The sequence below is a fragment of the Bosea sp. 29B genome, assembly GCF_902506165.1.
In the GTDB taxonomy this organism is placed as follows: Bacteria; Pseudomonadota; Alphaproteobacteria; order Rhizobiales; family Beijerinckiaceae; genus Allobosea.
Genome location: NZ_LR733817.1, coordinates 3789162 through 3805957, shown reverse-complemented (window position 1 = coordinate 3805957; position 16796 = coordinate 3789162). Strand labels below are relative to the sequence as shown.

22 protein-coding genes are annotated in these 16796 nt (G+C 66.7%); 13 read left to right on the top strand and 9 right to left on the bottom strand.

Features of this window, described 5'->3' with window-relative positions; all coding sequences use genetic code 11:
• Positions 1-86 precede the first annotated feature (86 nt).
• Positions 87-1811, top strand: coding sequence for an ABC transporter ATP-binding protein (locus GV161_RS18480; protein ID WP_152017069.1), 1725 nt, complete (start codon positions 87-89; stop codon positions 1809-1811).
• 18 nt (positions 1812-1829) lie between these two features.
• On the opposite strand, the gene GV161_RS18475 is transcribed toward GV161_RS18480, so the two are convergent.
• From GV161_RS18475 to GV161_RS18460, 4 genes are all read right to left on the bottom strand, one after another.
• Positions 1830-2255, bottom strand: coding sequence for a nuclear transport factor 2 family protein (locus GV161_RS18475; protein WP_244624264.1), 426 nt, complete (start codon positions 2253-2255; stop codon positions 1830-1832).
• Positions 2256-2359: 104 nt separating this feature from the next.
• Positions 2360-3469 carry a 3-isopropylmalate dehydrogenase gene (gene leuB / locus GV161_RS18470; RefSeq protein ID WP_152017068.1) on the bottom strand — a complete coding sequence of 370 codons (1110 nt, stop codon included), beginning with the start codon at positions 3467-3469 and terminating at the stop codon, positions 2360-2362.
• 99 nt (positions 3470-3568) lie between these two features.
• Entirely contained in the window at positions 3569-3955 is a 387-nt protein-coding gene (locus GV161_RS18465; protein WP_152017067.1) for a RidA family protein, read from the bottom strand.
• Between the two features lie 186 nt (positions 3956-4141).
• Entirely contained in the window at positions 4142-5323 is a 1182-nt protein-coding gene (locus GV161_RS18460; protein WP_152017066.1) for a lytic murein transglycosylase, read from the bottom strand.
• A gap of 144 nt (positions 5324-5467) precedes the next feature.
• On the opposite strand from GV161_RS18460, the gene GV161_RS18455 reads away from it, so the two are divergent.
• Genes GV161_RS18455 through GV161_RS18440 form a run of 4 tightly spaced genes read left to right on the top strand, consistent with a single transcriptional unit; the run spans position 5468 to position 7226 of the window.
• Positions 5468-5728 carry a SemiSWEET transporter gene (locus GV161_RS18455; RefSeq protein ID WP_152017065.1) on the top strand — a complete coding sequence of 87 codons (261 nt, stop codon included), beginning with the start codon at positions 5468-5470 and terminating at the stop codon, positions 5726-5728.
• A 40-nt stretch (positions 5729-5768) separates the two neighbouring features.
• Complete coding sequence (locus GV161_RS18450) at positions 5769-6125, top strand: DMT family protein (RefSeq protein ID WP_152017064.1); 357 nt, start codon at positions 5769-5771, stop codon at positions 6123-6125.
• A gap of 4 nt (positions 6126-6129) precedes the next feature.
• A complete protein-coding gene (locus tag GV161_RS18445) occupies positions 6130-6891 on the top strand; it encodes a class I SAM-dependent methyltransferase (RefSeq protein WP_159650291.1) in 762 nt (253 codons plus the stop codon).
• 32 nt (positions 6892-6923) lie between these two features.
• Positions 6924-7226 (top strand): hypothetical protein, encoded by a 303-nt coding sequence (locus GV161_RS18440; RefSeq protein ID WP_152017062.1) that lies wholly within the window; start codon positions 6924-6926, stop codon positions 7224-7226.
• 3 nt (positions 7227-7229) lie between these two features.
• Here GV161_RS18440 and GV161_RS18435 read toward each other — a convergent pair whose 3' ends face one another.
• The 3 genes from GV161_RS18435 to GV161_RS18425 form a co-directional block, all read right to left on the bottom strand.
• Positions 7230-8345, bottom strand: a complete 1116-nt coding sequence (locus GV161_RS18435; protein WP_193219597.1) for a PQQ-dependent sugar dehydrogenase — start codon at positions 8343-8345, stop codon at positions 7230-7232.
• 103 nt (positions 8346-8448) lie between these two features.
• Complete coding sequence (locus tag GV161_RS18430) at positions 8449-9753, bottom strand: SAF domain-containing protein (RefSeq protein ID WP_152017061.1); 1305 nt, start codon at positions 9751-9753, stop codon at positions 8449-8451.
• Positions 9754-9884: 131 nt separating this feature from the next.
• Positions 9885-10859 carry a tripartite tricarboxylate transporter substrate binding protein gene (locus GV161_RS18425; protein WP_152017060.1) on the bottom strand — a complete coding sequence of 325 codons (975 nt, stop codon included), beginning with the start codon at positions 10857-10859 and terminating at the stop codon, positions 9885-9887.
• Between the two features lie 201 nt (positions 10860-11060).
• On the opposite strand from GV161_RS18425, the gene GV161_RS18420 reads away from it, so the two are divergent.
• Positions 11061-12041, top strand: coding sequence for a hypothetical protein (locus tag GV161_RS18420; RefSeq protein WP_152017059.1), 981 nt, complete (start codon positions 11061-11063; stop codon positions 12039-12041).
• Here the strand turns inward: GV161_RS18420 and GV161_RS18415 are convergent.
• A complete protein-coding gene (locus tag GV161_RS18415; protein WP_152017058.1) occupies positions 12038-12526 on the bottom strand; it encodes a YaiI/YqxD family protein in 489 nt (162 codons plus the stop codon). The genes GV161_RS18420 and GV161_RS18415 overlap by 4 nt on opposite strands.
• Positions 12527-12652: 126 nt before the next feature.
• Here GV161_RS18415 and GV161_RS18410 point away from each other — a divergent pair, with 126 nt between their 5' ends.
• From GV161_RS18410 to GV161_RS18395, 5 genes are all read left to right on the top strand, one after another.
• Positions 12653-12838, top strand: coding sequence for a hypothetical protein (locus GV161_RS18410; protein ID WP_152017057.1), 186 nt, complete (start codon positions 12653-12655; stop codon positions 12836-12838).
• 10 nt (positions 12839-12848) lie between these two features.
• Positions 12849-13079: a hypothetical protein gene (locus tag GV161_RS18405; protein ID WP_152017056.1), complete on the top strand. Its 231-nt coding sequence runs from the start codon at positions 12849-12851 to the stop codon at positions 13077-13079.
• Entirely contained in the window at positions 13060-13389 is a 330-nt protein-coding gene (locus GV161_RS18400) for a hypothetical protein (RefSeq protein ID WP_152017055.1), read from the top strand. The genes GV161_RS18405 and GV161_RS18400 overlap by 20 nt, the downstream gene beginning before the upstream one ends.
• A gap of 147 nt (positions 13390-13536) precedes the next feature.
• Entirely contained in the window at positions 13537-13671 is a 135-nt protein-coding gene (locus GV161_RS31360; protein ID WP_280179063.1) for a hypothetical protein, read from the top strand.
• The gene (locus GV161_RS18395; protein WP_152017054.1) at positions 13668-13865 is read left to right on the top strand and encodes a hypothetical protein; all 198 of its coding nucleotides are present in this window, start codon (positions 13668-13670) and stop codon (positions 13863-13865) included. The genes GV161_RS31360 and GV161_RS18395 overlap by 4 nt, the downstream gene beginning before the upstream one ends.
• Positions 13866-13877: 12 nt before the next feature.
• Here GV161_RS18395 and GV161_RS18390 read toward each other — a convergent pair whose 3' ends face one another.
• Positions 13878-14693 carry a transglutaminase family protein gene (locus GV161_RS18390; protein ID WP_152017053.1) on the bottom strand — a complete coding sequence of 272 codons (816 nt, stop codon included), beginning with the start codon at positions 14691-14693 and terminating at the stop codon, positions 13878-13880.
• Positions 14694-14957: 264 nt separating this feature from the next.
• Here GV161_RS18390 and GV161_RS18385 point away from each other — a divergent pair, with 264 nt between their 5' ends.
• Together GV161_RS18385 and GV161_RS18380 are read left to right on the top strand one after the other, a co-directional pair.
• The gene (locus tag GV161_RS18385) at positions 14958-16160 is read left to right on the top strand and encodes a pyridoxal phosphate-dependent aminotransferase (RefSeq protein ID WP_152017052.1); all 1203 of its coding nucleotides are present in this window, start codon (positions 14958-14960) and stop codon (positions 16158-16160) included.
• 17 nt (positions 16161-16177) lie between these two features.
• Positions 16178-16777, top strand: a complete 600-nt coding sequence (locus GV161_RS18380; RefSeq protein WP_152017051.1) for a sugar O-acetyltransferase — start codon at positions 16178-16180, stop codon at positions 16775-16777.
• Positions 16778-16796: the final 19 nt, after the last annotated feature.

Genomic DNA, 16796 nt, shown 5'->3' with positions numbered 1-16796 from the left:
CTGCCGGGAGACCGGCGCCGCGACCGCCCCTGCCCCGCCCGCAGCTCATGGCTCGCCGCCGCGCCGCGTGCTAAAGCCCGCACGCCATGCTCGCCCGCTTCTTCGCCTATTACCGCCCGCATCGCGGGCTCTTCCTGCTCGACTTCGGCTGCGCCGTCGTGTCCGGCCTGCTCGAGCTCGGCTTTCCCATCGCGGTGAAGCTCTTCGTCGACCAGCTGTTGCCGAGCGGGAACTGGAGCCTGATCGTGCTGGCCTCGCTCGGCCTGATGGTGATCTATCTGGTCAATGCCGGCCTGATGGTGGTGGTGACCTATTGGGGCCACATGCTCGGCATCAACATCGAGACCGAGATGCGCCGCAAGGCGTTCGACCATCTGCAGAAGCTCTCCTTCGGCTGGTTCGACAACCAGAAGACCGGCCATCTTGTCGGGCGCCTGACCAAGGATCTCGAAGAGATCGGCGAGGTCGCCCATCACGGGCCGGAAGATTTGTTCATCGCGGTGATGACCTTCATCGGCGCCTTCGTGCTGATGCTGATGGTGCATCCGCAGTTGGCGCTGATCACCGCGATGATCGTGCCGCTGATCGCCTGGCTGACCAGCCGCTATGGCCGGCGGATGACGGCGAACTGGCAGAAGCTGTTCGGCAGCGTCGGCTCGTTCAACGCCCGGATCGAAGAGAATGTCGGCGGCATCCGCGTCGTCCAGGCCTTCGCCAATGAGGAGCACGAGCGCAGCCTTTTCGCGGTCGACAACCAGCGCTATCGCCGCACCAAGCTCGACGCCTACCGGCTGATGGCGGCTTCGACCTCGCTCTCCTATTTCGGCATGCGCCTGACCCAGATGGCGGTAATGATCGCCGGCGCCTATTACGTGCTGATCGGCGACCTGACTGCCGGCGGCTTCGTCGGCTTCCTGCTGCTGGTCACCGTGTTCTTCCGGCCGATCGAGAAGATCAATTCGGTGATCGAGACCTATCCGAAGGGGATCGCCGGCTTCCGGCGCTATACCGAGTTCCTCGATACGCGGCCTGATATCGCCGACCTGCCCGGCGCCATCGCCGTCTCCGATCTCAAGGGCGACATCGCCTATGAGAATGTCAGCTTCGGCTATACGCCCGACCGCAAGATCCTCCGGGGTATCGACCTTACGATCCGCGCCGGCGAAACCATCGCCTTCGTCGGGCCGTCAGGGGCCGGCAAGACCACGATCTGCTCGCTGCTGCCGCGCTTCTACGACGTCGAGAGTGGCAAGATCACCATAGACGGCATCGATATCCGCCAGATGACGCTGGCCTCGCTGCGCGGCCAGATCGGCATCGTCCAGCAGGACGTCTTCCTCTTCGCCGGAACGCTGCGCGAGAACATCGCCTATGGCAAACTGACAGCGAGCGAGGACGAGATCGTCGAGGCGGCCAGGCGCGCCCGGCTCGACGAGATGATCGCGCGTTTGCCTGATGGCCTCGACACGGTGATCGGCGAGCGCGGCGTCAAGCTCTCGGGCGGGCAGAAGCAGCGCCTCGCCATCGCTCGGATGTTCCTGAAGAATCCGCCGATCCTGATCCTGGACGAGGCGACCTCGGCGCTCGACACCGAGACCGAGCGCGCCATCCAGGCTTCGCTCGCCGAACTGTCGAAGGGCCGGACCACGCTGGTGATCGCGCATCGCCTTGCGACGATCCAGGACGCCGACCGCATCATCGTCATCGACGAAAGCGGCGTCGCCGAGCAGGGCCGGCATCAGGAGCTGGTGCTGCGGCCGGGGATCTACCGGCGCCTGCACGAGGCGCAATATGGCGGCCGGGCGAGCTGAGAGCTTCCGCCGACTGGCTCAGGCCAGCGCAGCCCTGATCGCCGCCGTATCGAAGTAGAAAGGAGTGCCCTCGATCAGCCGGCCGTCCTCAAAACGCAGCACTTCCGCGAAAGGCTGTGTGATTGTCCTGCCGTTAATACGTGCGGTGAGGCGCAAGGTGCAGCTCATGAAGACGGTATCACCGGTCTTCGCCGGCTGCAGACCATCGACCGAGAGATCGCTCCAGATCTCGCGCATCGTCCTGAACAGGCGTCCGATCCCGCCCAGCCCGCGCCAGTCGCCGGCATAGGGCAGCGATGCCGGCTCATGCACGACGACATCGGGATGGAAGGCGGTCGCGAGCAGGTCGAGATCGGCCTCGTCCTGCTGCAGGAAACGCATCTCCACAGCGAACATGCGTTCGAGCAGCTCCATGGCGGACAAGCTGCTGGTGTTGGCATTCATCGGGAACCTCGGAGTCAGCGCGGCCGAAGCGGCCGCGCTGACTCCGAGGAAGCCTTCATCACCCGTCAGCCGCCACCCGCTTCCTATGCCGGCGGCGGTCGGCCTCAACCTCGCGCTTCGAGCGCCTTGACGATGGCGTCGCCCATCTCGGTGGTCGAGACGGCGTTGGCGCCGGGTGCGGCGATGTCCTTGGTGCGGGTGCCGGCGCCGAGCACGTCGGCGATGGCGCCCTCCAGCCGGTCGGCCGCCTCGCCGGCGCCGAAAGAATAGCGCAGCGCCATGGCGAAGGAGCCGATCATCGCAATCGGGTTGGCGAGGCCCTTGCCGGCGATGTCGGGGGCCGAGCCGTGCACAGGCTCGTAGAGCGCCTTGCGCTTGCCGGTGGCCGGATCCTCGGCGCCGAGCGAAGCGGAGGGCAGCATGCCGAGCGAGCCGGTCAGCATCGCCGCAACGTCGGAGAGGATGTCGCCGAACAGGTTGTCGCAGACGATGACGTCGTATTGCTTCGGCCAGCGCACCAGCTGCATGGCGCAGTTGTCGGCGAGCACATGCTCGAGCTCGACGTCCTTGTAGTCGCGAGCGTGCTGGGCGGTGACCGTCTGCTTCCAGAGCACGCCGGTCTTCATGACGTTGTGCTTCTCGGCCGAAGAGACCTTGTTGCGGCGGGTGCGCGCCAGCTCGAAGGCGACGGCGCAGATGCGCTCGATCTCGCCGGTGGTGTAGAGCTGGGTGTCGACGCCGCGCTTGCTGCCATCCTCCAGCGTGACGATCTCCTTCGGCTCGCCGAAATAGACGCCGCCGGTGAGCTCGCGCACGATCAGGATGTCGAGGCCCTCGACGACCTCGGGCTTCAGCGACGAGGCCGAGGCCAGCGCCGGATAGCAGATCGCGGGGCGCAGATTGGCGAACAGTCCGAGATCCTTGCGCAGACGCAGCAGGCCGGCCTCGGGGCGATGCTGATAGGGCACATCAGCCCATTTCGGACCGCCGACCGCGCCGAACAGCACGGCGTCGGCCTCCTGGGCGAGCTTCATGTCGCCTTCCGAGATCGCCGCCTTGTGGGCGTCATAGGCGGCGCCGCCGACGAGGCCGCGCTCAAGCGAGAACGAGCCGAGGCCCTGCTTCTCGAACCAGGAGACGATCTTCTCGACCTGGCCCATCACCTCGGGGCCGATGCCGTCGCCGGGGAGCAGCAGGAGCTTGTGGTTCGCCATGGGTTGAGCCTCGCGCAACAGAAATGCGCTGGCTGCTTAGGGGCGCGCTGCGATGGGCGCAAGGCCGGGATTGCAGCCCTGCCCCGCTGCGACGGACACTCAGGACGATGTCAGCCGCGCCGTGACCTCGATCTCGACTTTCATCTCGGGCTTGAGCAGGCCGGCGACGATGTACATGCCCCCTGCCGGCCGGATCTCACGGAAGACTTCGCCGCAAACGGTGAGCACCGGCTCGCAATAACTCCGGTCGATAACGAAATACTGCGCCCGCACCACTTGCGCGAGCGAGGAGCCGGCTTCGGTCAGCACCGCCTCCAGCGTGCGGAAGATGTTGCGCGCCTGCTCGGCTGCGTCGTCCGGCAGCGTCATCGTGGCGTAGTCGTAGCCGGTCGTGCCGGAGACGAAGACGAGATCGCCGTCGACGACGGCGCGCGAGTATCCGAAGGAACGCTCGAAGGGCGAGCCGGTGGAGATGAGACGGCGCATTGCTTCTCCGGATGAAACACTGGTCATCCCGGGCGACCGAAGGGAGACCCGGGATCCATGCCGGAGCATTTCCGATGAAGGTTCAGGCATGGATCCCGGATCGGCGCCGCTCACGCGGCTTGTCCGGGATGACCGAACCTTTCATGCAAGAGAGCAGCAGAGGCCACCCGTTTTCTGGGACCGCGGCTAGACCCGCCCGCCCTTCAGCGCGCGCAGGACCTTCTCGCCCGGACGACCGGTCTGCGGCATGCCGATCTTGGCCTCGATCTCCTTGATCGCCGCCCGCGTCAGCGCGCCGACGGCACCGTCAGGCTCGCCGACATTGTAGCCGCGCTGGGTCAGCAGGCGCTGCAATTCGCGACGCTGCTCGCGCGACAGCGGCAGATCGTCGGTCGGCCAGTCGCCCTGCACGCCAGGCCGGCCGCGCAGGCGGTCGGAGAGCAGCGAGATCGCGAGGGCATAGGAATCCGCGCCGTTATAGCTGTAGGCGGCGTCGTAGTTCTTGAAGACCAGGAAAGCCGGGCCGTTGCGGCCGGCCGGCATCAAGAGGCCGGCATTGCCGGAGCCGGAAAGTGCCGAGCCGTCGAACTTGACGATGCCGCGCGCCGCCCAGGACGAGACCGGCTGCTTGGGATTGCGCCCGGTCGGGCCGGAATAGCCGCCGGGAACGCGGACCTCATAGCCCCAGGTGGCGCCGGTGACCCAGCCGGCCTTGGCCATGAAATTCGCGGTCGAATGCAGCGCGTCAGGGATCGAATCGACGAGGTCGCGCCGGCCGTCGCCATCGCCGTCGACGGCGAGCCGTAGATAGGTCGAGGGGATGAACTGGGTGTGGCCGAAGGCGCCGGCCCAGGAGCCGAACAGCCGCTCGGGGCGGACATCGCCCCGCTGGATGATCTGCAGGGTGGCGATCAATTCGCCCTTGAAGAAGGCGTTGCGGCGCGGCGCCAGGCAGGCGCCGGTCGAGAGCGCCTGGACCAGCGGCATCTTGCCTCGCGCCTTGCCGAAATCGCTCTCGACGCCCCAGACCGCCGCGATCGTGTGGCGGTCGACACCGAAGCGCTGCTCGGCGGCGGCGAGGGTCGATGCGTGCTGGCGCATCATCGAGCGCCCTTCGGCGACCTTCTCATCGTCGACCAGCGTGCCGAGATAGTCCCAGATCGGCGTCTTGAACTCCGGCTGGTTGTTCATCGCCTCGATCACCTTCATGTCGGGCGTAACGCCCGCCATGGCGCGATCGAAGGTGGCGCCGGAGACGCCCTTGGTCGCGGCCGCCGAGCGCAGGCCGGCGACGCACGAGTCGAAATCGGCCCGGGCCGCGGTCGCGGCGGCGAGGACGAGAGGCAAGGCCAGGATCAATGTGCGCATAAGTCCACCGAATCGCAGGATTGACGCAAAACTAGGGCGCTGCGGTTAACGGAGGTTAACCATGCGACGCCTGCCGAGCGCAGAGCGCCGAAACCGGCTATGTCTGATCGATCTCGACTCCCGCGCGAATCGCCGCAGGCCTGCATGTCCACCGCCGCCATCGAAGCGCTCGGCTTCTGCGCCGCCCTGCTGACCACCTTCTGCTGGCTGCCGCAGGCCTGGCAGACGATCAAGACGCGCGACACCAGCGGCATCTCGCTGTGGACGCAGGCGCTGTTCGCCACCGGCATCGTGCTCTGGCTGGCCTATGGCGTGCTGATCGCCTCCTGGCCGCTGATCGGCGCCAATACGGTGACGCTCGCGCTGGTGCTGATCATCCTGACGATGAAACTGCGCTACGGCTAAGCCGTTTCTCCCACCCGCCTTCACGATTCCGGACCCTGCCATGCCAGCTCTCAGCACCGCTCATCTCTTGCCGATCGGCATGCTGATCGGCTCGAACGTCTTCATGACCTTCGCCTGGTACGGCCACCTCTCCTACAAGAGCACGGCGATCTGGCTGGCGATCCTGGCAAGCTGGATGATCGCCCTGCCGGAATACATGCTCGCCGTCCCGGCCAACCGCATCGGCTCCGGCGTCTATTCGGCGGCCGAGCTGAAGACGATGCAGGAGGTGATCACGCTTTGCGTCTTCGCCGGTTTCTCGGTGTTCTGGCTGAAAGAGCAATTGACCTGGAACCATGCCATCGGCTTTGCGCTGATCGCAGCCGGCGCCTTCTTCATCTTCCATGCCAAGGCCTGACGCGATGGCGCCGATCCCGCAGTCCGGCCACCCTGCGGTCGAAGCCTATCTGGCCGAGGGCTATGAGCGCGTCGTCGGCATGTCCTCGCGCTTCGCCGCGGCGATCTGCGCGCGTCTGCTCCGGCTTCAGACGGAAGAAGGCGTCAGCGGGCCGATCGCCGAGATCGGCGCCTTCGAGGGCCGCTTCTTCATCGCCCTCGCCCATGCGCTCGAACCCGGCGAGATCGCCCTGGGCATCGACATTTTCGAATGGCCGAATCCCGAGGTGAGGGACCGTTTCGAGGCGAACTGCCTGAAGCACGGCATCGCCGCCGAGCGCCGCGTCACCATCAAGGCCGATGCCGGCGCGATGTCCCCGGCCGAACTGATCGGCCATGCTCGCGGGAGCAAGCTGCGCTTCATCCATATCGATGGCGAGCATTCGCGCGCGGCGCTCGGCAAGGACCTTGCGCTCGCGACCGCCTGCCTCGCCGAGGGTGGCCTGATCGTGCTCGACGACATGCTGCATCCTGGCTACCCGACGCTGATGGTCGCGGTGCAGGACTATCTTTCGGCCAATCCCGACATCGTTCCTTTGTGCATCATCGACCGCGAGACGATTGTCGGCGCGACCAAGTTCGTGCTTTGCCAGCGCGACTGGTTCGAGCGCTATCAGGCGGCCATGCTGACGATCTTCGCGAAGCAGATCTGGCCGCTCGGAGCCGACTTCGAGCCACATTGGTGCCTCGTTCTGTCGCTCGATACGCGGCTCGCCGAGATCACCTGATTCTGCTCGGTTTTTCCCTGAGGATGCCTGCCTTGCTCAAGCCGATGACGCTCGCCCTTTGCCTTGCCACCCTGTCCGGCGCAGCCCTTGCCGGACCGACCTGCTCGCCGAGCGACGAGCGCGCCCGCATCCTCGCCTCGGCCTCGCCGGGTAATCTCCATCGCGACTGGAAGGGCGGAAACCAGGTCGGTTATGGCTGGTCGCTGCAGGTCGACCGCAGCGTACGCGACGCAGCCGGGACCGAATATTATGTCGGCGACCTCTATGACACGCGCGGGCAGCTCGCGACCCGCAAGGTCTTCGTCGTCGAGCGCGAATGGGATTGCGGGCCGTAAGTCTCAGCGCGCCGGCCGAACGCGCAGCACCTTTCCGTTCGAATCGTCGCTGAGCAGATAGAGGAAGCCGTCCGGCCCTTGCCGGACGTCGCGGATGCGCTCGCCGAGATTGGTCAGCAGGCGCTCCTCGCCGGTGACCTTCTCGCCGTCGGTCGAAAGACGCGCCAGCAACTGGCCGGCAAGCGCGCCGACGAAGAGCGAGTTCTTCCAGGCCGGCCACTTATCGCCGGTGTAGAAGGCGGCGCCGGACGGCGCGATCGAGGGATCCCAGTAGAACAGCGGCTGCTCCATGCCGGGCTTTGAGGTGCCCTCGCCGATCTTCACGCCGGAATAGTCGATGCCGTAGGTGATGACCGGCCAGCCATAGTTGAGGCCGGCCTTGGGCGTGTTGATCTCGTCGCCGCCGCGCGCGCCGTGCTCGGCCGTCCAGAGCTGTCCTGTCTGCGGGTGGAGCGCGGCGCCCTGCACGTTCCGGTGGCCGATCGACCAGATCTCCGGCTGCCAGCCCGGCTTCTTCGGATTATCGGCAGGCGCGCCGCCTTCGGGCTTGATGCGCAGAATCTTGCCGAGATGGTTCTCCGGGTTCTGCGCCTGGTCGCGCTGGCTGTAGCGGTCGCCGACCGTGACGAAGAGGGCGCCCGTCCGATCGAAGACCAGTCGCGAGCCGAAGTGCATGTTGCTGGCGATCGTCGGCATCTGTCGGAAGATCACGCTGAGGCCTTCCAGCGCAGTGCCGTTGGCGCTCAGCCGGGCGCGGGCGACGCTGGTACCGTTGCCGTTGGCGCGCGGCTCGGCGAAGGAGAGATAGAGATGGCGGTTCTGGGCGAAGTTCGGATCGAGCACGACATCGAGCAGGCCGCCCTGCCCGCGCGCCACGACGTTGGGCACGCCCGAGATCGGGGACGAAAGCTTGCCGTCGGCGCCGACCAACCGCAGGCGGCCAGGCCGCTCGGTCACCAGCATGCGCCCATCCGGCAGGAAGGCGAGACCCCAAGGGTTCTCCAGCCCGCTCGCCACCGTTTCGACCGCGAGTTCGCCGGCGCTCGACGGATAGCGCTGCTGGGCCGTGGCGGGCGTTACCGCGAGAGCCAAAGCGAGGGCGATGAAGGCGAACCGCATGCAGAAACTCCCGAAGTCGATATCCAATCTGCTGCCGCTTCGCGACGACAGCACGGCCCGCCCCGAACGAGACAGGGCGAGCGCTTCAGGAAGAATGCACGATTCAAGCGCCGGTTGCTTCGAGCTCACGCCGAAGTGAGACGATCTGCGAGGTTTCATCCAGCGCAACGTCCGCGCTGGTGACCACGGCGCCAGCAGCGACGTCGCGCTTCAATGTCACGCCATGCGCCAACCCGATCGGCAGCGCCTTCGCCGCGCGGCTGGCGGCTGCCGGCATCAGCTTGCCGTAGACGGTATAGCCGCCCTCCCCATCCAGCATCTCGCCGGCCTTGAGATCGCGCTTGGCGGTCGCGACCGCATCGCCGCGCCAGCTCCTGGTCGCGCCGGTCGGCTCACCGCGCAGGGCCGCGTTCAGCACCGAGAGCGAGAGTTCTAGCCCGATCAGGTGGAAGGGCTTGTACATCGCCGCATAAAGGCCGGTTGAATCGGTCGGCAGCCCATACTGCTTGAAGCAGGCGGCGGCATAGGGGTTCGGCGCCTTCAGCACGACATAGACGCCCCAGCGCAGGTCGCGGAAGACCGGCCGCCCATCGCGCTCCAGCGAGGAGACGACCTCGACCATGCCGTCATGCTCGAGCTGGCCACCGACCGCCTTCGGCCGCAGCACATGGGCGAGGTCGTCGACGCCGCAGGGCGGGAAGGCGAGGCCGTCGGCCGGCACGTCGAGACCGCTGGCATTGGCGATCGCCGCCATCTCGATCGCCGATTTGGTACCGTCGAGGAAGGAGTTGAACATTTGCGGGTTCATGCCCGCCGCCCTCGCCGCCTCCGGCGTCGAACCGTAATGGCTCCAGACTTCATCGGGCGTGACCCGGTGATAGGCCGGCAGGTATTTGGTGCCCTTGCCGGCGGCCGCGACGGTGAAGCCGGTCGCACGAGCCCAGTCGACCATCTCGGCGACGAGCGCCGGCTGGTCGCCATAGGCCATCGAATAGACCACGCCTGCCGCTTTCGCCTTCGCTGCCAGCACCGGGCCGACCAGCACATCGGCCTCGACATTGACCATGACGACATGCCGGCCCGCCGCGATCGCGGCGAGTGCATGGCGAGCACCGGCAGCCGGATGGCCGGTCGCCTCGATCACCACCTCGACGCCGTCCATTTCCGCTGCAGCGACGCCGCTATCGACGAAGCGCGTGGCGGCGATGCGGGCTTCGTCCCAGCCGACGGTGCGGCAGGCATTCTTCGCCCGCTCGGGATCGAGATCGGCGATCGCGGCGACCTCCAGTCCCGCGATATGCGGCACCTGCGCCAGGAACATCGAGCCGAACTTGCCGGCGCCGATCAAGGCGCAGCGGACGGGGCGGCCGGCCTCGGCGCGAGCGGCGAGCTTGGGCATCAGGTTCATGGGAAAGGCTCCGGCTTATCGAGGTCGTGGTCGGCCTTGAGCCGACCATCTCAGGACGAGAAGGCGCCCTGGCGTTTCCGAGATTCTCGGATCTTCGCTTCGCTACGTCCGAGAATGACGGTCGCCCGGGCTCACTCCGGCTTCACCCCGGCTTCCTTGATGATCTTCTCCCAGGTCGCGATCTCCTGCTGATGATAGGGCCGGAAGGCGGCGGGATCACGGACCTTGAGGGTGAAGCCGAGCTTGAGGATCTGCTCGCTGATCGCCGGCTTGGCGATCGAGGCCAGCACTGCCTTGGACAGCGTGTCCAGCACCGGCGCCGGCGTCGCGGCCGGGGCGAAGAAGGCGGCCCAGCTGTCGGCGTCGGCATCGGTCACGCCCTGCTCGCGCAGGGTCGGGATATCCTTGGCGCGCGGGTTGCGCTCTGGGCTCGCCAGCGCGATCGCCCTGAGCGTGCCGGCATTGATCTGCTCGAGCACCGAAGGCAGCGTCGAATTGGCGATGTCGATGCGCCCGCCGATGATCTCCTGCACCAGAGGCGCCGCGCCGCGGAACGGCACATGCGTCATCTTGATGCCGGTGCGCTGCATGAACAGCTCCATGGCGAGATGCGAGCCGGAGCCTACGCCGGTCGAGCCATAGTTGAGCTTGCCGGGATCGGCCTTGGCCAGCGCGATCAGCTCCTTGATGTTTTTGGCCGGCAGGTCGTTGCGCACCACGAAGGCGTGCTCGAAGGCGCCGACACCGGCGACCGGCGCGAAATCCTTGACCGCGTCATAGCCCGGCTCCTTCAGCAGGAACATGTTGTTCCCGTGCGTCTGGTTGTTGCCGAAGATGAAGGTGTGGCCGTCGGCGGCGCCATGCGCGACGGCGCGGGTGCCGACCGCCCCCGAGGCGCCGGCGCGGTTGTCGACGAGGACGTTCTGGCCGATCGAGGTCGAGAGGTCCTGCGCGACGAAGCGCGCGATCGCATCGGTCGGCCCGCCCGCCGGATAAGGCACGACCAGGGTGATCGGCTTCGAGGGATAGCTCTGCGCCCGCGCAATGGCCGGAGCGAAGACGGCGCCGGCAACGAGGCCGAGCGTGGAACGGCGGGTCAGCGACATGGATTTCCTCCCGGGAGCCCGTTTGAGAGGCGGGCTTTCGCGGCAGGATTAGGGGCAACGTCCCAATTCGTCCAGCCGCCCGCCGCTCACCAGATGCACTGCTTGGCGATGTCGTGCCGCTGCTGCTACGTTGGCGCGGATAGCCGTGCCTAGAGCGAGACTTTCTCCGCTCCAATCTGCTCCCAAAGTGCAGGTGACCAAATGGCGATCCGGCCCTTCATCCTCGAGCCAAATTACGACTCGTACTTCGACCGCGCGGGACCAGGACAACCCGCGCAGCTTCGCATCAGGTTGAAGGTGACGCTCATTCCCCTCGACCCCTCCACGGCGTGGGCAAGAAGCGCCCATGCCTCCAAGCTTCCGGGAGCGCGCCCGGGCCCGCTCCCCCCGTCTCATCTGGCTGCGAGCGAGGCCGACTTCAAACGCGGCAGCGTCGTCGACGCCGGCGGCCAACCCGTGCCTTGCCGGAGCTGGCTCGCCAGCGAATGGCAGGATTTCACCAAGCGCTTCAAGCACATCGTCGAGACCGTCTGGAACAACCAGATGGTGTTTCTCCCGACCGAGAACGGCGACAGCCTGAGCGACGCCGATTTCTGGCAGCTGATCGGCAATCCAAAAGTGCCGGCGCATGTCGCCGGCGTGCTCGAGATCGATCTGCAGCCGACCGGTGCGGGTAGCCATGCCGTCATCGAGGTCGCGCATCTGGCCAACCCAGGCGCAAGTTTCCGGGACCGGATGACCCGCATCACGGACGAAAGCGTCCAGTTCGGGGAGCACAATTTCAGGGCGGGCCGGGCCCGCGGGATCGGTGGGAAGACCGGTCAGTTCGCTGCCGCGCACGAGGTCGGCCACTGGCTCCGCAACCCCGGATCGACTGTGTTCGACCACATCGACCGGTCCTATGCGCTCACCCTGCCCAGAGCGCAGCAGGACACTGCGCAATATGGCCGGACGCTCGGGCAGTACTATTCGATCATGGGCGGCGGAACCGTCGTGACGGATCACGATGCCACGCCGTGGATTTCGCGCCTGCGCCGGCAGACACCGATGAAGCTCGGCTGGATGTATGTGCACAGGATCGACTTCCGCCGCAGCCTGAACGAAGTGTCTCCGCGTCAGAAGCGGCTGCTGCTGGCTGCGGGATTCCTGCCCAAGCTTCTTCAGCCGGGGCAAGTTCCCTAGCTTGGCGAAGCGGTAAACCCCGCCCGCTTCAGCCGCTGCACCGCGACGTCCAGGGCCTGCAGGAAGGCCGAGCGGTCCTTCTGCGAGAACGGCTTCGGCCCACCGCTGACGCTGCCCATGGCGCGCAGGTCCTCCATCATGTCGCGGGTCGCCAGCGCCATGCCGATCGAGGCCTCGGTGAAGGGCTTGCCGGTCGGGCCGATCACGTCGGCGCCGGCCTTGATGCAGCGGTCAGCGAGCGGAATGTCGGCGGTGATGACGATCGCACCGCGGCCGGCCCGTTCGGCGATCCAGTCATCGGCGGCATCGAAGTTGCCGGGCACGACGACGCGCTCGATCCAGGGCTCGCGCGGCACCTGCATGAAGCTGTTGGCGACGACGAAGACCTTGAGCCGGTGCCGCTCGGCGACGCGATAGACCTCCGGCTTCACCGGGCAGGCGTCGGCGTCGATATAGATCACGATGGTGTTGGCGGGAGCGTCCATGGCGCCGGCATCGCAGCCGAGCGGGCCCCACGCAAGCCCTTATGCCGGCCTTATGCGCGCGAGAACCTTCCGCATGGCAGCCTTATCGGGGGCGGACCTACATCATCGGCATCGATGGAGGTCGATATGTCGATGAACAACGCCTTGTTCCGCACCAGCCAGCAGCGCCGCGCCCGCGCCGTCTATGACAGCGTCGCCAGCCGCCGCCCGGTCGTTGGAATCCTCTGCGCCGAGATGGTCGCGCTTGCCGTGTTCGCACTGGCCGCCGCAGCCTTCATCGGCCTGCGCGCCTGGTTCGCCCTGCCGAACTGAGCACGACGCCATGGGACAATTCAAGCCGCTGCAGCCGCTCAACGGCGAGAGCCATCTCTTCCTGGTCGGCCAGTCGAGCCACGGCTTCTGGGTCGCGCGCGACCTCGAAGGACGGAGCGAGGGCATCTTCCGCAACCAGAAGGAGGCAGTTCGCTTCGCCCTTTCCGAGGGCGGCCATCTCAATGCCGTGCTGATCTCCCCCAACGGAGTCGAGCCGAGCTATGGCCTGGGTATCCATTGAGGGCATGCCCAGTGCCGACAAGGCGAGCCGCGACCTCGACAGGGCGCTGCTCGCCATCTTCCTGGAAGCCGCAGGCGCTCTGATCGACCAACTCGTCGAGGCCGGCATCGGCGATCCTGCCGACATCGCCCAGCGGCTCAACCGCCGCGGCTTTCCCTGTTTCGGCCGGCCGCGCTGGGGCGCAAGCACTGTCGCCATGGTGCAGCGCCGGTGGGCGCTCCGGCACGCTGGGGATGGGGCGCTGCCGCGCCAAGAAAGCGCGTGCTCTCCATCCGACTCTGTCTTACGCTCCGCAACTGCTTCGGCTTGATGGCCCGGTTTCCGCGAGCCGGCCGTGGCAGTCGGAAGCCGGCCGCCATGACCTAAGCTCGCAGCCGTCCCGACCAGCGCAGCGCAGGTTCAAGCCCCTTCGATTCGAAGTGGCGATGCCTGTCATTCCGACCGAAGGAGACGAGACATGGCAAAAGGCGAGCAGCGCAGCAATCGCGAGGCCAAGAAGCCCAAGAAGGACAAGCCGAAGGCGAGCGCGACCCCTCCGGCGGGCTTCGCTTCGGCCGTCGCCAAGGCAGCGGCGACACCGAAGAAGAAATGATCCGCTTCCGCACGATCGACCCCACCCAGCCCGAGAAGCCGGCACCGCAGCCGGCTCCCGTGCAAGCTGTCGCGGCCGTACAGACAGAACCAGTGCCGGAGGGCGCCGCTCCGGCAACCCGCAAGGGCCTGGCCCGCAAGACGCCACTGCGCGCGAAGAAGAAGACAGAGGCCGCCCCGCTCTTCGACAAATGAGGCCGGGCGGCCTCAGGCCGCCTCGCTGACCTCGTCCGTCCAGACCTTGAAGCCCGTCAGCGTGTTCGGCCCAAAAGTGGTGGCGATCGCGACATCGGCAGCATCGCGTCCGCGTGCGATCAGCACCCGGCCGATGCGCGGGACGTTGTTGCGCGGATCGAACATCTGCCAGCCGCCATCCAGGAAAGCCTCGAAGGAGGCGGCGAAATCGCCCGGCGGCCAGGGCGGCGGCGTGCCGACATCGCCGAGATAGCAGGTGCAGTAGCGCGCCGGGATGTTCATCGCCCGGCAGAAGGCGATGGCGAGATGGGCGTAGTCCCGGCAGACGCCGCGCCCTTCGCGATAGGCCTCGGAGGCGCTGCGGGTCACGCTGGCGTCCATATAGTCGAAGGCGATGCGCTGGTTGACGAAGTCGCAGATCGCCTGCACCCGCGCCGCGCCCGGCGGCGTATGACCGAAAAGCTCCCAGGCGAGATCGAGCAGGCGATCGCTGTCGCAGAACCGGCTGGCGAGCAGGAAGACCAGGCACTCTTCCGGCAAGCGCTCCACCGGCACCTGCCCGGCCGTGCGGTCGAACGCCTCCGGCAGGCCGCTATCGCTGATCACCGCATCGGCGGAAATGCGTATCGTGCCCTGTGGCGCCACCAGGCGGCTGCACCAGTTTCCGAAGCCGTCGCGATAGGCCGTGACCGGTGTCGGCGGCTGGATGCGCATGTGATCCGGCGCCGAGAGATCGGAGACCCGGCTGAAATGCACGTGCAGCATCAGGATCATCGGGGTCGGCTGTGGAAAGACGTAGTCGAGCTCGTAGCCGATCCGGAGTTTCATGCATGAGCCTTCTGCGCGTCGGCGCGCTGTATTCTTTTGGCTCCCCAGCTTGCTCTACCAAGCACGTTTCGGGCCAAGGTGATACGGTTGCGGGCGCCTGCCGGGGAGAGGCCGTTTTCGCCCCCGGATTATGGGCACGCCCCGCTGCCATTCCTGTCGTTTCTGGCCGATATCAAGCACTGTCGCTTGCAGTGCCCGCCCCGGGGGCCTAAACCACGCCCCGCGCCCGCGATGGGCGCCATTGCCCTCCCGGAGATCTGGATCATGGCTTTCCTTGCCGACGCCCTGAAGCGCGTGAAGCCGTCTGCGACCATCACCATCACGCAGAAGGCGCGCGATCTGAAAGCGCAGGGCAAGGACGTGATCTCGCTCTCCGTCGGCGAGCCCGATTTCGACACGCCGGACAATATCAAGGAAGCCGCGATCGCCGCCATCCGCCGCGGCGAGACGAAGTACACGCCGGTCCCCGGCATCCCGCAGCTGCGTGAGGCGATCACCCGCAAGCTGAAGCGCGAGAACGGCCTCGACTACAAGGCCTCGCAGACCATCGTCGGCACCGGCGGCAAGCACGTCATCTACAACGCCCTGCTCGCCACGCTGAACCCGGGCGACGAGGTGATCTGCGTCGCGCCGTACTGGGTCAGCTATCCCGAGATGGTCGCGCTCTGCGGGGGTACGCCGACCTTCTGCGAAGCCACCATCCAGAACAACTTCAAGCTCCAGCCGGCCGATCTCGAGGCTGCGATCACGCCGAAGACCAAGTGGCTGATCCTGAACTCGCCCTCGAACCCGTCGGGCGCCGCCTATACCCATGCCGAGATGAAGGCGCTGACCGATGTGCTGATGCGCCATCCGCATGTCTGGGTGCTGACCGACGACATGTACGAGCACCTGGTCTATGGCGACTTCAAATTCGTCACCCCGGCGCAGGTCGAGCCCGGCCTCTACGAGCGCACGCTGACCATGAACGGCGTCTCCAAGGCCTATGCCATGACCGGCTGGCGCATCGGCTACGCCGCCGGCCCGCAGCAGCTGATCAACGCCATGGACCTCGTCCAGGGCCAGCAGACCTCGGGCACCTCGGCGATCTCGCAATGGGCCGCGGTCGAGGCGCTCGACGGCACGCAGGAGCACCTGCCGGTGTTCAAGAAGGCGTTCGAGCGCCGGCGCGACCTCGTCGTCTCGATGCTGAATCAGACCCGCGGCCTCAAGTGCCCGACGCCGGAAGGCGCCTTCTACGTCTATCCCGACTGCTCGGGGCTGATCGGCAAGACGCTGCCGAACGGCAAAAAGATCGAGACCGACGAGGACCTGGTCATGGGCCTGCTGGAGAACGAGGCAGTCGCCGCCGTGCACGGCACCGCCTTCGGCCTCGGCCCGAACTTCCGCATCTCCTACGCCACCTCGGACGAGAAGCTGGAAGAGGCTTGCCGCCGCATCCAGCGCTTCTGCGCCGAGCTGCGCTGAGACGAGCACGGGGCGCGATGACTCTCGAAGAGCAGCGCGCCCTGATGCTGTCGGGGCGCATGTATGACGACCTCACGCCCGAGCTGATCGCGGCCCGGGCGCGGGCGGTCGGCCTGACCGACGCCTACAACCGCAGCTTTGGCCAGCCGCAGGCGGCGCGCGAGGCGCTGTTGCGCGCTTTCCTGCGCGATGTCGGCCCCGGCGCGTATTTCGAGCCGAATTTCCGTTGCGAGCTCGGTTTCAACATCAGCATCGGCCGCAGTTTCTACGCCAATTTCGACTGCGTCATGCTGGATGGCGCCGAGATCACCATTGGCGACCATGTCCTGCTCGGGCCACGCGTCGGCATCTATACGGCGAACCACGCCTTCGACCCGGCCGAGCGGGTGGCGGGCGGCTGCTATGTCAGGCCCGTGACGATCGGCAACCGCGTCTGGGTCGGCGGCGGCGTCCAGATCACGCAGGGCGTCAGCATCGGCGACGATACGATCATCGGGGCCGGCAGCGTCGTGACCCGCGACATTCCGGCCGGGGTGATCGCAGCCGGCGTGCCCTGCAAGGTGCTGCGCGAGATCACCGAGGCTGACAGGACCGGGTTTCGCTCGACGCGCCCTTGATCAGGTGCAGCCGTTTCCA